The organism is Brevibacillus borstelensis, assembly GCF_003710865.1.
In the GTDB taxonomy this organism is placed as follows: domain Bacteria; phylum Bacillota; class Bacilli; order Brevibacillales; family Brevibacillaceae; genus Brevibacillus; species Brevibacillus borstelensis.
In genome coordinates, this window is record NZ_RHHO01000031.1 from 75,057 (window position 1) to 88,802 (window position 13,746).

The window sequence follows — 13,746 nt, forward strand, 5'->3', positions numbered from 1 at the left end:
TCTTCTCCTCCTCGCTACTTATTGTGGACGGGAAGTTAGTGTTTTAGAACCGAAATCGTGGGCCCTCTGCACTTTTTTCAGCCCTTGCCACCATAGAAGCAGCATAAAGGGAACTATGATCCAAATCCAGTGCTCTGTCGTCAAAAAGATGGAATTGTACAACGCGTGCAAAATGATCGGCAATGCAAGGGAGACAAACAAACGTCTCAGCTCCAGGTTTGCTTTTCCCGAAAACTTGGCTTTCCCTAAATAATACCCCATCCACACGCCGAACAGCGCGTGACTGGAAACGGGCAAAAAAGCGCGCCAAAAGGCAATATCCACCCCATTAATGATCAGGTAAATAAAGTTTTCCAATGTGGCAAACCCAAGGGAAACGGCTACCGCATACACAATTCCGTCATAAGGCTCATCAAACTCCACGTGTTTATAGACAGTGAAATACAGGACCATCCATTTAAAAAATTCTTCTACCACCGCTGACTGGAAAATACTCGCAAACAGCTCACTTCGCCAGTTCCACTCGGTCTGCATAATATGCTGCAGGACCATCACGGGAAAGACTAAGAGAACCCCGAAAATAAAGGTCCGAATCACCATGGATATCGGCTCGGGCTCCAAATTGTCACGGAGATAAAAATAACTCAGGATGGCGATACCGGGGGCGATAGCGGCCCCAATGACAGCAAGCATCTGAGTATTGCTCCTTTACACAAGACTATTATTCATCGTACCATGAATAATGGTTACTTGAAAACCGCTACAGGAGAGAGACTTTATGCAAAAGAAAATTTTAGTCATTAACACAGGCGGCACCATCGCCATGTCCGTCGACGAATCAGAAGGAGTCAAGCCTCTGGAAGATCACGCTGTCGAAAAAATTTTGCCTTTTTTGGATCGGTACGCCGATGTAACCATGATCAATCACATCAATCTGCCAAGTCCCCATATCACTCCTGCGATTATGAATGAGCTTCGCCTTTTCATTCAACACGAGTTGAGCCAGCACGGCTATGACGGGGTCGTGGTCACCCATGGAACCGATACATTGGAAGAAACCGCTTATTTCCTCGACCTAACCTTGCCTGTGACCGTGCCAGTCGTTGTGACCGGCGCCATGCGGAGCAGCAATGAGCTGGGAGCTGACGGACCTGTCAACCTGATCTCCTCCGTACGAACTGCCGCTGATCCCCAGAGCAGGAACAAAGGTGTACTGGTCGTGTTTAACGATGAGATTCACGCAGCCAGACATGTAACCAAGACCCACACCAGCAATGTCGCTACCTTTCAATCGCCGCAATACGGTCCGATCGGGACTATTTCCAAAAAAAGCGTCAGTTACCATCATGCTCCATTGGTCAGGGAATACTACCCGATCGCCAGCGCCCAGGCCGATGTGCCGCTGCTGAAGGCTGTTTCCGGGATGGACCCTCGCTGGCTTGGCTTTTTGCTGGAGCAGCCGGTTGACGGTCTTGTTCTGGAGGCATTCGGGCTTGGAAACCTGCCACCTGCGATCGTCCCTGTCCTGCAAGAGCTGCTGGACAAGAAAATCCCGATCGTCCTCGTCTCGCGCTGCTACAACGGCCAAGTCCAGGATGTCTACGATTACGCCGGCGGCGGCCGCCAGCTCAAGGAAATGGGCGTCTTGTTTTCAAATGGCTTGAATGGCCAGAAGGCACGCCTGAAATTGATGGTCGCCCTGCAGCAAACCCGCGACTTTCAAGAGCTTCAACAATTGTTCGAGCAATAAAAAAACCTCCTTGCTGCATACGCAAGGAGGTTTTTTTTCGGAACAAAGCCTGTCTTATACCCAACCGCGGAAGCGGGAAGCTTCTGCCATTTTGCGTACACCCACCATGTAGGCGGCCAGACGCATGTCGATGCGGCGTGTTTGAGCGAGGGAGTATACATTCTCAAACGCTTTTACAAGAACTTTTTCCAGCTTTTCAATAACTTCTTCTTCGGACCAGTAGTAGCCCTGGTTGTTTTGCACCCACTCGAAGTAGGAAACGGTTACCCCGCCAGAGCTCGCCAATACGTCTGGTACCAGCAGAATGCCGCGCTCTGTGAGAATTTTTGTAGCTTCGAGAGTGGTTGGTCCGTTTGCTGCTTCCACCACGATCTGCGCTTTGATGTTGTGCGCATTTTCAGCCGTGATTTGGTTTTCAATCGCAGCAGGAACGAGAATATCGCATTCCAGTTCCAGCAATTCTTTATTGGAAATGGTGTTGTTGAACAGCTTTGTAACAGTACCGAAAGAATCGCGACGGTCGAGGAGATAGTCGATATCAAGACCGTTCGGATCGTACAGGGCACCGTAAGCATCAGAAATACCGACGACTTTTGCACCTGCATCGTGCATGAATTTGGACAGGTAGCTTCCTGCGTTACCGAAGCCTTGAACGACTACGCGAGCTCCTTCCAGTTGAATGCCGCGGCGTTTTGCAGCTTCGCGGATGCAAATAGTTACACCCTTGGCGGTAGCTGTTTCGCGGCCGTGGGAACCGCCCAGCGCAATCGGTTTTCCTGTAATGAAACCTGGCGAATCAAACTCGCGGATGCGGCTGTACTCGTCCATCATCCAGGCCATAATTTGCGAGTTGGTGAACACGTCTGGTGCTGGAATGTCTTTTGTCGGGCCTACGATTTGGCTGATCGCGCGGACGTACCCGCGGCTCAGGCGCTCCAGTTCGCGGAACGACATTTCACGCGGGTCACAAATGATACCGCCTTTACCGCCACCATATGGCAGGTCGACGATACCCGCTTTCAAACTCATCCAAATAGAAAGCGCTTTAACTTCATCTTCTGTAACTTCCGGGTGGAAACGAATGCCCCCCTTGGCAGGACCCACTGCATCATTATGCTGTGAGCGATAACCTGTAAAGACCTTAACTTCTCCGTTGTCCATGCGAACCGGAATACGTACGGTCAGAACGCGCAACGGCTCCTTCAAGAGTTCGTACATTGCTTCCTGGTAACCTAGCTTTTCCAGTGCCTCTTTGATCACCGTTTGGGTCGAATGCAGCAAGTTCATGCTTTCTTGTTGTTCTTTTTTCCCTTGGGTGTTTTCGGTTACCACTTCGTGATTACCCATTACTTATTCACCTCAAAATAGTTGTCGGTAAACCCATCGTTAAGTATACACGCTTGTATCAGGGATGAGAAGATGAAAATTCCCTTTTCATGCGGAATAGGCACTTTCGGGCTAGACCCGGCACGTTTTTTTCAGCAGTTTATTCAGCAGGTAAATATGCTTGAAAGCCTGTCCTGACAGCAAATTCAAGGGAGGCTGCTCCTCCTTTCAGACGTGTCGTTAGCTTGCCCATTTTATTGGAAAAACATTACCTTTGCTGCACTTCCCCGACTGTCAAAACCGATTTTCTGTGCCATAATATAGATTATCACCCCATGCTGCCTAACGGAGGTTCATCATGAAAGAGAAAAGAATCTTGTTCGTTTTTGCTCACCCCGATGACGAAACGTTTACCTCTGGCGTCACGATCTGCAAGTACGCATCCCAGCCCGATGTATCCATACATCTTTTGTGCGCAACCCGAGGAGAGGCAGGCAAGCCCGGAGATCCGCCCATCTGCACGATGGAGGAGCTGCCGGCGGTACGGGAAGCCGAATTGCGAAAGGCTGCTTCCATCCTCGGCATTTCCCGTGTGGAATTCATGGGCTACCGAGACAAAGAACTATCGAATATCCCTCCGGCGGAGCTAGAGCAGAAGATCAATGAAGCGATTGAGCGGATCAAGCCACAGGTCGTCATTACATTTGCTCCGCATGGCATCTCCGGCCATCCGGACCATCAGGCGATATCAGCCGCAACTACGAGCGCGGTTCAAGCCTTGCCTGCCGGCTCAGTTACCCAGAAACTGTATTATGTTACTCATGCTGCGGACCAGAATTTCGGCATAGCGTCACCTCCCTATACCGATCCGATCGACAGCATCACTACGATTATTTCCGCGCCTGCTTATGTACCGCAGGTAGCCCAAGCACTGGCCGCCCACCGGACACAGCACCTGTCCGTCAGCCGTGTCTTCCCTGGCGTCCTGCAGGGCGATACGACTTATGTTCGTACAGTCAATCACTTCATTCTCGTCGGCGACCGTCCCCGGGAAACCTCTGTAGAGGAAAAGGAAACAGACCTTTTCAGCGGCATAACGACGTAGAAGCCTACATTTTGATGAAAACAGGAAAAGCACCTAGTTGCGCAACTAGGTGCTGTTTTCACGCGTATATGCGGAAGTTCGTTAGGTAAAGTGCCTGCATATTTCCTTGACAGCATCATCTGCGACAACCACTTTCCCGTATTCCTCCAAAACGTATACGGTCGTTGGCGTCGCCTCTCCATATTCCGAGAGGATCGCAATCATTTTCTGGTAGCGGTCCTGATCCAGGTCGAGCTCTTCCAGTACCAAATAGTATTTCCCTTGATAGAAATAAGCTGCGCCTCCGTTGATCAGGAATGCGTTTATACGATGAGCGGCTTCAACCAGGTGCTCAAAGTCGCGGAAAGAATAAATGACAAGATCGCTTTCCTCGAGTGTGACCTCGAGTTCGTACACATCGTCCTCGTCGTACTCTTCCTCATCTTTTTCAGTCTTTGAGCCTGTTTTTCCGCGAGTTACGATTACGACCATCCCCTGAGCTGGCAAGGCAAACACTTCAACGGCGACAGGACCCGACACCTCGAAACCAAGTTCCTGGTAAGCCTGCTCCATCATATCGTTGAACAGTTCATGAACTTTGGGAATGTCACGCCACATGTCCTCTTTTTCGATTCCTCGTTCCGACAAATCGTCGAACGTGAGAAAGATTCGTATCTTGTCTTGACCAAGGCGTTCAACACGCATGACCGTCCCCTCCTCGCCATCCAGTCGTACTACAAATTATGAATGAAAGCCTGTAAGAGTTCTCCGCATTTTCCGACGAATACCTGGCAGCGGATGACCCAATTTCCTACATTTCGGTCATACCTATATCATATCACATTTATGGACAAGTACATAGCGCTCTACCTGTCTTTTCAATCGGGGAGAACACTTTGACCGTGTCGAAAGCTAGCGAACTGTCACCTTTGCAAGGTTGGGGGATGTCGCTTCCTGCGCTTTCCCAGGAAAGATTTTCGCACTCATTTCTTTCGCGTCAGTTGAGTGATTTCCGTATAGAGTGCCCTTCGCCGTATGAGCTTGATTATTGAAAACAACAAGAGAAAGATGAGCAGTACAGCTGTCGGGCCGGGCATCTTCACATACTGGATGTAGGCAATCAGCGAGAAATACCCGCACATCATCAGATGCAAGAAGCTGTCCATGGAGAGAGGCCGCTGCGTCAACCGGAGAAAATGGCCTACAAATGGTTTTCCCCACAGGAGCGAAGCAATTAAAAACAAGGAAACAGAGATGATCAATTCGATGGGCTTAAACAACAGTAATGTCATCCCTTCTCCCAAGCCGCGTGCAGCCAGCTCCTTGACGGGAAACAATTTGTAAGCGCCATTCATAGACCACCAGGCAAGAACGCCGGCTATCAAATCCTTCAGGTACGCCGTCACTTCTCCCCCATCCTCCTCAATACCATACTTGCTATCAAATTATATGGCGTTCCTATTCACTTGTGCCTATCAACCCATGAAAAAAGATTGCACCTGTCAAAATGCAATCCGTCTACACCTAATCTTGTTGTAGCAACCGTTTATGTATCCAAATGGCCGCCTGGGAACCATCCCCCATAGCGATGGCTACCTGCTGAGAATGGGCAGCAACGTCACCGATCGCCCAAATGCCGGGATAGCTTGTCTCTTTCGTGCGGGGATTCACGATTGCATGCCCTTTCTCATTCATCTCAACCGGAAACGCCCGCAGCAAATGGGATTGTGCACGTGCTCCTGGGAATGCGAGAAAAACTCTGGACAGCTCGACCTGCTCTCCGGTTGCCAAATGCAAGCACCGCACTTCACCGGCTTGATGTTCAAGCGACACTACCGGTTCAAAGCAACAGGGGTACGAAGAGTTCTTGGCGCTGTCAATGTCCGCTGTTTCTTCCTCCGTGCTCGAGATGAAAAGCTGCAGCTTGTCCGTATAATAAGAAAGCGCATTTGCCATCTGAACTGCCTGCCTTGCCCGGCCGATCACCCCTGTTTGCTTGCCGACGGTTTCATACCCGTCACAATCAGGACAGATGAAAGCCGAGATGCCGAGGCACTCGTGCAATCCGTCGATATCAGGGAACGGGTCTGCGATTCCCGTTGCCAGCACGATTGTGCGCCCCCGGATTGTACTACGCGTACGTCTCGTTTCTACGCGAAAGAGCTGATCAGCATCCTGAACAAGGGAGACCACTTCATCCTCGAAGTACTCCGCTCCATAGCGCATCGCATGCGTCCGTCCTGCCTGCCGCAATTCGTCGCCACTGATTCCGGCGGGAAAGCCCAACAGGTTTCGATACCTCTTGGCCGCAGACGAACGCCCGCCACCGTCATCGATCACCGCTACCTTTCGCAGGCTTCGGCTCAATTGAATGGCAGCCTGCCAGCCAGCGATCCCGCCGCCAATTATCACGGTGTCAAATGTCAATGGTCATTCCACCTCGTCTGTCTGGTTTCCGTTATTTTTCCCCAGACATCCCCGGCTCATTACCGGGAAAGCGGAATTTGTACGATTTGCCCTTCCAAAAGCTGTGCTTCCGCGCTGATCCCGTTGTAACTTGCAATTTTCTTTACCCCGCTGTTATGGCCGTAGTACATCCGGGAAAGCTGAAACAGCGTCTCCCCTTTTTTCACTTTATGCTGTTTTACTTCGGATTGCGGCGAAGAAGCCTGTTGCTTTTCCACAGCGGCAGGCTTGTCTTCCGGTTTGGTCGCCGGGGAACTGCTGCCGCTTCCCTGATGGGCTTCCGAAGCAGCCTTCTCTGCTTGTTTTTCTCCTCCCGCAACAGCATTGGTCTCCGCTTGGCTCGCAGAAGGAGACTGGGAGGCAGAACCGAGCTTTTGTGATCCAGGCGACTGGTTTTCCGCATTTTGCTGTTGCCCAGGGGTTGACGAGTCTTGGCCCGACGCCGTATCTGCCTGTGGATGTACCGCTCCCTCTGCTGAGGCTTCGACTGGCCCCCTCTCTGCTTGCGAAGATTCTGTTCCTTGCGAACTCTCTACAAAGGAAACGGCACCTGGCACTGCTTGTGACGCCTTGTACAATTCGAATCCGATCAGAATCAAAAACAAAGTTCCAAAGACAGCAAGCCCTGATTGCAGGATGGTCCTGTAAGAAAAGGCTGGCATCTTCACCTGACCGGCCTGCTTGTGCTTTGTTCTCCTGGGGGGCAAGCCTCCATGCTGAGCGTTTGCTCCGTACTCAAAGCTTTCTATGCTCTCGGGCTGTTTTTTGTTCTCGTTTGGTGTCACTCCAGGTTCCTCCTCTCACGGGAATATCCATGTTGAATATAGAAGGCCAACAAAAGGTCAATGACGATGTGGGCCAGAATGGACGGAAGCAGGGAACCGCTCGTCTCCATCAGCCACCCCAACAGCCAGCTGGTGACAAATACACTCCCGACAAGCAATGGTTTGGACAAATAGCGGACGTGAACCAGCGTAAAAAGAACGCTCGTCCACACATTGCCGATAACCGGCTGGACGACACCGCGAAACAGCCATTCCTCGCCAATGCCAATGACGCAGCAGAGAACGAACGTGCCGCCGATAGAGAGCCCGGAAAAAATGCGTTCATTGATACTCCCGTCGTCCTGCCAGCGAGGAGGCAAAAAACGGTCCATGCCAATGCTTGACCCGACGACGACAGCAGCAACCCCTATCGCCCACATCAACGACCCGATGCCTGGAAAGCGAAACAGGGAAAGCGTGTCTGCCCATCCGTGGACAAAGAGGCTGCCGATCAGGGCCACACCAATGACGACGACTTGTGTCAGCCAGAGATTAAATCGCAATGTCGCATCGTCCAGACCATGGTGCACGCGCTTCAAAAGATGCTTCCTCCCTTTTTATTCGGCAAAAGCTTTTCCAATGCCTTCCTCAGATTCCATGCGTTTTTCCCTGTTCTTTCCGTTCGCGATCCGGACTTGTCCAAATAGGCGGATCTGTCCAACCCGCAATGACTGCAGCAGGCAGCCGATGAAGTATGATCGAGCTCGCCAAAGTATCTATTTAATCGCATCCGATAGCATTCGTTCCCTTCGAGCCAGCGAAGCATTTCCAACAGTTTTTGACGCTTTAGCCATTTCGGCTTTTCCATCGCTTCGATCATTTGGGATGCTTTTTCGGCGAGGTTCCCCATCTGCGAGGCATCACTCAGTTCATAGCGGTATTCTTCTCGTCCCGCTGCCACGTCACTGACGATCCCCGCTAGCTCTGCATAGAAAAATAAGAGAGCTGCCATCTCTTCCGGGATGTCATGCATCGCAAGCTCGGAGATGGGCTTGGTCCCTGCCTGGGAAAGCCCTTGCAAAAACCGAAGCGCCTGCTCCGTGGTGGGATACTCCTTCTCCTGCAGATGGGTGTGAATCAGCCTGTCTTCCGGGACGTAGTAAAGCCCGGCATAGCCTGCTTTTCCATCCCTTCCGACTCTGCCGATTTCCTGCGCATAGGCTTCCAGACTTGGCGGAAAGTGATAGTGCAGAACAAAGCGGATATCGGATTTGTCGATTCCCATGCCAAACGCATTGGTAGCTATGATGGCATCGAGCTCCCCCCGCAAAAACTGCGTTTGCACAACCATTCTCTCCATGCTGCTCATCCCGCCGTGATAGCCATGCACACTTTTTTTCCCGGAAAGCTGATACTCCGCAACGAGCAGTTCCACTGTTTGCCGGGTACTGCAATAAACGATTCCCGGTCCTTGCAATTCGTCTATGGATTTTTTTACCATCTGTCTGCGATCCGCTTCGGACTCAGCCAGGATGACGTCTATGGCGATATTTTCCCGATTGAGCGGCTGGGTAATGACATTTTCCTGCTTGATGTCAAAGAGATCGCAAATCTCCGCTTTCACCCCTGGCGTCGCCGTTGCCGTCACTGCCAGCACAGGAGGCGATCCCAAGCTTTGGACCACCTGTGGCAGACGCAAATAATCAGTGCGAAAATCATGGCCCCACTGCGAAATGCAATGGGCTTCATCAATCGCGAGCATAGATACGCCAGCGCGGACCAGCGCTTTTTGAACTGCGGAATTTTGCAATTTTTCCGGTGATACATAAATGAGCTTGTACGCTCCGCGGCTGATTTCAAACAGGCGCTCCCGCGTCTCTGCAGGCTCCATAGTGCTATTGATGTACGCAGCGGGGATTTTTCTCTTCCCGCGAAGCTGCTGCACCTGATCGGTCATCAAAGAGATTAGCGGGGAAACGACGACTGCCGTCCCTGGCAAATAAAGCGCAGGAAGCTGATATGTCACGGACTTGCCTCCCCCCGTAGCCATCAGTCCCAGCACGTTTTCGCCTCGGAGAATCCGCTCGATGATTTCCCACTGTCCCGGACGAAAAGAGGAGTAGCCGAAATGACGCTTCAGAAGATCCCCGAGTCTTAGGTCAAGCGTCTCTTTTTGCATCTTCTTCTCCTCCTTTCTTTCTTGCCAGCGCCAGTCGGATTTGCAGATACGAAACGCCCGGGCCGAGCTGGTCTTTAATGAGTCTCAACCTGCTCGTCCCAAGCCGCTCACTGATTTTGACAATTTCTTCTGCCAGTTCAGCTGAAAGATATCGCGAGCCGTCCCACTCCGGGCAGCGCAAAGCGATTTCCACCAGGTGGTCTTCGACCGTACCCGGCTTGATGCCCCGCCTATTGGCAATCTGCTCGATGCTGCTTCCCTGTTTGGCCAATACGTATGTCAAAGATGCGCTTTCAGTCAGACGCGGGTCTTTTCCCCCCTCATTTTTCAGCAAAGCAGACAGCAGGGGGAACTCAGCGCGATTGTCCTGAATCGTACGGATCATCCGAGCCAGCCCGCAGCGAATCTGCATGTGAATATAAGCTGGAGCTTCCCGTTTTCGCAAACTCAGTTGTGACAGCGTGAGTCCCGACTGGGAAACGCCCGAAAAACGCTGGAAGATCATTTCCTGGACGGACTCAGAAAGCGGAGACATGGAACAGAACAGCTCCTGTGCCAAGCCTTCTGTCCAGCGAGCCCGCCGCTCCTTGTCCGCCAGACACTCTTTTACCCAGCGCTGGGTGCGTTTTTCCTGGACGATCGGCTGAAAGGAAAGATCGCCTTCCAATAAGTGGGAAACCGTCTGAACGATCAGATGCAGCCGCAGCCAAAACAAATCAATCTGCTCGGCGATATCTGCGGCGGTAAAGGGTTCAAACCAGTACGAAAAGTTGTACTCTCTTTCGCTTTCGGACGCGATTTGAAGAGCTTTTTCCGTCAAGACAAATGACGGTTTTCTTCCACTTTCCGCCCTCTGCATCGGGATCAGCAAAGACTCCTCCTGCAATTTATAAACAATTTTCTCCCAATCCTCTTTCAAAAGACGGGGAAACATCCGATAATACGGATAAAGGCTGTATAAATGAACGTCCTGCAGGGTCTGGTTTGCTTTTCTGCCACGCAATATGTAATAAAGGGCCTGAACCGTCCGCTCGCCTGCCAAGGGAAGCATCCCTGTAATGGTCAGCGAACGTATGAAAGCCCATTCCCGATCATGAAGAGTTGAACTGCTCATGGGTACTCCTTTTCCATATCGGGATACAGACCCGTGTATGATTGCTCTCCTGCTGCCAACACGAGACTCATCCCTTAATCGTACCAACAACTGTGGAGGATTGTATGAACAAGCGTCTGTCGAAGTCAGAATTTATCTTTGCCTACATGATCATCATAACACTTGCTTGCTTTGTTGGCGGATTTTTTTTCGGTGCCTACTATATGAAATCAAAGATTGAAGCACAGCAAGCAGCCGTTCTCGAACAGCAGAAGCTGGAAGCAGAACGGGAACGCCAGTTGCGCGAGCAAAAGCTGTACAGCGAACAGGACTTTATCCGTTTTTACTACGCCGTTTATGCTCCTGTGCAGGAATTGAAACGAGCGCATTTTGAGAAGATGGCAGCTTGGCCGAATCTGGACAAGTCCGCGCAAAAGGATGCGTTGGAGCAACTGGTCGAAGCCGCAAAGCAGACTGGCAAACAGTTGGACAAAGAAGTTCCCTTGCCAACCTCTCCTCTTCTCGTTCAGGCACACAGCCAATTTAATACTGGGGTGCGGGCTTATTTGGATGGTATGAAGCAATTGCTCTCCGATCAGAATAGTAATGCTCTCTCTCCGGCTGCAATCTCTTCTCGGCTGTCCTTGGACGGCTGGTTCAAGGGAAGCGAGCAGTTCTACCATTCATTGGCCGTTTGGGAGTCGGCGTACGTTACAAAGCAGACGCTCCCAAAAGACGTCCCAGCCAATGTGAGCGCAGACCAATGGAAGCAGTTGCCGTTCCACTACAAGACGTACATCGCGGCTCATTCCATCAGCGCCCATAAAAAATGGGAGAGCTACAGCCCGGAGGATTTGACCGCTCGTCTCGACTTGCTGTTTGGTTCTGACGATGCCAAGAACTTGGGTATAAAAGACGTTGACGCCGCAGTTCGCCTGTTGACAGCGACTGATGCGGTGCACAGCGGAGATTTTAAAGAGGTACAAGGCAAGCATTACAGCAGCCTGAAGGCACCTGAGATACCGCTTTATCGATAGTCGTACATTTTTAGATACGATTCATTCTTGAAATCTTTCCAGACAGAGCATACAATGAGTTATGACAGTGGACGTACCATCAGGTATGGGAGGTGAAACCACGATGACCACATGGGTAGATAAAGAAACCTGTATCGCTTGCGGTGCTTGTGGCGCAACGGCTCCTGACGTTTTCGATTACGATGACGAAGGCCTTGCTTTCAACAAGATCGACGATAACACCAATAGTGCTGAGATTCCGGAAATCCTTTTTGACGACGTTCGCGACGCGGCTGAAGGATGCCCTACTGATTCCATTAAAGTGGAAGAGTAAGATTCCCAGCTCACAAAAAACCGCTCACCGCTCTTCAGCTGTGGGGGGTTTTTTCATTTTCATCGCATTTCTCCCCCTTTTCATGGTATAATTTTCTCGCCAAAAACAACGAAGGAGCATTAGAATGGGAAAAACACTTATTTTCGGACATAAAAATCCGGACACTGATTCCATTTGTTCTGCAATCGTATATGCGGATCTCAAAACCAAGCTGGGTGCAGATGTGGAGCCCGTTCGCCTGGGCGAGATCAGCAGCGAAACGCAATTTGTGCTGGATACGTTCAAAGTAGATGCCCCCCGCCTGGTCGAGACTGTGGCAAACGAAGCAAACGAGGTCATCCTGGTAGACCATAACGAGCGCCAGCAAAGTGCAAACGACATTGATAAGGTCCAAGTAGTCGAAGTCATCGACCACCATCGAATCGCCAACTTTGAAACGAGCAATCCTCTGTATTACCGGGCCGAACCAGTCGGCTGCACAACGACCATCCTGAAAAAGCTGTACAAGGAACACGGCGTTGAAATTTCGAAGACAATGGCTGGGCTGATGCTGTCTGCGATTATTTCCGATACGCTGCTGTTGAAATCCCCTACTTGCACGGAGCAGGACGTAGCGGCAGCCCATGAATTGGCGGAGATTGCCGGAGTCGATCTGAATGCGTACGGCCTGGATATGCTGAAAGCCGGTGCCGATTTGAGTACGAAATCGATCGCCCAGCTGATCTCTCTTGACTCGAAGGAATTCCAGATGGGCAGCTACAAGGTGGAAATTGCTCAGGTAAATGCAGTCGATGTGAACGACGTTCTGGCACGCAAAGCGGAGCTGGAAGAAGCACTTTCTGCAATTATTTCCGACAAGGGCCTGGATTTGTTCCTGTTCGTGGTAACCGATATTTTGAACAACGATTCCATCGGCCTTGCTCTTGGACGCGCTTCGAATGCGGTAGAAAAGGCATACAACGTCAGCCTTGTTGATAATCAGGCGGTACTGAAAGGCGTCGTGTCACGGAAAAAACAAATCGTACCTGTTCTGACGGATACGCTGACCAACATGTAACCACTCTCCCCTGCATCACTTCCTTTCGTAAGCACTTGAGAAAAATGCCCTGTACCCTTCTGTGAGCTGACGGTAAAGGGCATTTTTCTTCAATGGGCATTCGATCAAGCAAAACCCGAACATTTTCCGCGCAAAAACCCATTTTATAGGAAACTTATTACTTAACGTTCGGTTTTAGGTTATTTTCATTAATCCCTTTTGGTAAAACCCCCTATATTTCACGAACTATATATTGTTTTTTTGTATCAATGTTCTTTTTTTCTGTTTTTTGTGCTTGACGACTATAATTACCCGTGTTATCGTAGATACAAATCTTAGCGAATACTTCAACAACGGTGACGAAGATAGGCCTAGCCCGGAAACCCTCAGAGAGCCGATGGTAGCTGCGAATCGGTGGTTCCGCACTAGGATGAGCACTTCCGAGTTGTTGCGCTGAACCGATATCCCGGGTATCGCAGTAGGCGCGAACGGTAGATCCGTTATCTCTCAGGTCTTGTACCTGCCAAGGTCTTTCTTTGCGAGAAGAAGGACAAATGAGGGTGGCACCGCGAAGCATAGCCTCTCGTCCCTCACTGTTTCCAAGCTGGGAGCAGTGTGGGAACGGGAGGCTTTTTTGCATTCAGCAAATGTTTGCCTGCACTTTCGATTTGCTATTTTCATGGCGATCTTCGATGCTC

At 50.7% G+C, this 13,746-nt stretch carries 14 protein-coding genes and 1 other annotated feature; of the genes, 5 read left to right on the plus strand and 9 right to left on the minus strand.

Going from position 1 to position 13,746, the window contains the following annotated elements; genetic code table 11:
* Positions 1–18: 18 nt before the first annotated feature.
* Positions 19–693 (minus strand): glutamic-type intramembrane protease PrsW, encoded by a 675-nt coding sequence (prsW, locus tag EDM54_RS14810; RefSeq protein ID WP_003387124.1) that lies wholly within the window; start codon positions 691–693, stop codon positions 19–21.
* 85 nt (positions 694–778) lie between these two features.
* Here prsW and EDM54_RS14815 point away from each other — a divergent pair, with 85 nt between their 5' ends.
* Complete coding sequence (locus tag EDM54_RS14815) at positions 779–1,750, plus strand: asparaginase (protein WP_003387125.1); 972 nt, start codon at positions 779–781, stop codon at positions 1,748–1,750.
* A 54-nt stretch (positions 1,751–1,804) separates the two neighbouring features.
* Here EDM54_RS14815 and EDM54_RS14820 read toward each other — a convergent pair whose 3' ends face one another.
* Positions 1,805–3,037, minus strand: coding sequence for a Glu/Leu/Phe/Val family dehydrogenase (locus tag EDM54_RS14820; RefSeq protein ID WP_371862578.1), 1,233 nt, complete (start codon positions 3,035–3,037; stop codon positions 1,805–1,807).
* A gap of 397 nt (positions 3,038–3,434) precedes the next feature.
* Between EDM54_RS14820 and EDM54_RS14825 the strand changes: the two genes are divergently transcribed.
* The gene (locus tag EDM54_RS14825; RefSeq protein ID WP_039070924.1) at positions 3,435–4,181 is read left to right on the plus strand and encodes a PIG-L deacetylase family protein; all 747 of its coding nucleotides are present in this window, start codon (positions 3,435–3,437) and stop codon (positions 4,179–4,181) included.
* A gap of 81 nt (positions 4,182–4,262) precedes the next feature.
* On the opposite strand, the gene EDM54_RS14830 is transcribed toward EDM54_RS14825, so the two are convergent.
* The 7 genes from EDM54_RS14830 to EDM54_RS14860 all read right to left on the minus strand — a co-directional run bounded on the left by EDM54_RS14830 (position 4,263) and on the right by EDM54_RS14860 (position 10,683).
* Positions 4,263–4,865: a genetic competence negative regulator gene (locus tag EDM54_RS14830; protein WP_003387128.1), complete on the minus strand. Its 603-nt coding sequence runs from the start codon at positions 4,863–4,865 to the stop codon at positions 4,263–4,265.
* Between the two features lie 278 nt (positions 4,866–5,143).
* Positions 5,144–5,566, minus strand: coding sequence for a hypothetical protein (locus EDM54_RS14835; RefSeq protein ID WP_003387129.1), 423 nt, complete (start codon positions 5,564–5,566; stop codon positions 5,144–5,146).
* Positions 5,567–5,684: 118 nt separating this feature from the next.
* Positions 5,685–6,587 (minus strand): NAD(P)/FAD-dependent oxidoreductase, encoded by a 903-nt coding sequence (locus EDM54_RS14840; RefSeq protein WP_122958402.1) that lies wholly within the window; start codon positions 6,585–6,587, stop codon positions 5,685–5,687.
* A 59-nt stretch (positions 6,588–6,646) separates the two neighbouring features.
* A complete protein-coding gene (locus EDM54_RS14845) occupies positions 6,647–7,411 on the minus strand; it encodes a LysM peptidoglycan-binding domain-containing protein (protein ID WP_122958403.1) in 765 nt (254 codons plus the stop codon).
* Positions 7,408–7,980 carry a CPBP family intramembrane glutamic endopeptidase gene (locus EDM54_RS14850; protein WP_227277478.1) on the minus strand — a complete coding sequence of 191 codons (573 nt, stop codon included), beginning with the start codon at positions 7,978–7,980 and terminating at the stop codon, positions 7,408–7,410. Before EDM54_RS14850 ends, EDM54_RS14845 begins: the two co-directional genes overlap by 4 nt.
* A gap of 5 nt (positions 7,981–7,985) precedes the next feature.
* Positions 7,986–9,569 (minus strand): RecQ family ATP-dependent DNA helicase, encoded by a 1,584-nt coding sequence (locus EDM54_RS14855; protein ID WP_122958405.1) that lies wholly within the window; start codon positions 9,567–9,569, stop codon positions 7,986–7,988.
* The gene (locus tag EDM54_RS14860) at positions 9,550–10,683 is read right to left on the minus strand and encodes a YpbB family protein (RefSeq protein ID WP_122958406.1); all 1,134 of its coding nucleotides are present in this window, start codon (positions 10,681–10,683) and stop codon (positions 9,550–9,552) included. The genes EDM54_RS14855 and EDM54_RS14860 overlap by 20 nt, the downstream gene beginning before the upstream one ends.
* Before the next feature lie 104 nt (positions 10,684–10,787).
* Here EDM54_RS14860 and EDM54_RS14865 point away from each other — a divergent pair, with 104 nt between their 5' ends.
* The 3 genes from EDM54_RS14865 (at position 10,788) to EDM54_RS14875 (ending at position 13,069) form a co-directional block, all read left to right on the plus strand.
* On the plus strand, positions 10,788–11,699 hold the full coding sequence (locus tag EDM54_RS14865) for a hypothetical protein (protein WP_003387143.1): 912 nt from the start codon (positions 10,788–10,790) through the stop codon (positions 11,697–11,699).
* A 103-nt stretch (positions 11,700–11,802) separates the two neighbouring features.
* On the plus strand, positions 11,803–12,012 hold the full coding sequence (locus EDM54_RS14870; protein ID WP_003387144.1) for a ferredoxin: 210 nt from the start codon (positions 11,803–11,805) through the stop codon (positions 12,010–12,012).
* 124 nt (positions 12,013–12,136) lie between these two features.
* On the plus strand, positions 12,137–13,069 hold the full coding sequence (locus EDM54_RS14875) for a manganese-dependent inorganic pyrophosphatase (RefSeq protein ID WP_003387145.1): 933 nt from the start codon (positions 12,137–12,139) through the stop codon (positions 13,067–13,069).
* Between the two features lie 326 nt (positions 13,070–13,395).
* Positions 13,396–13,642, plus strand: a binding site (T-box leader).
* Positions 13,643–13,746 lie beyond the last annotated feature (104 nt).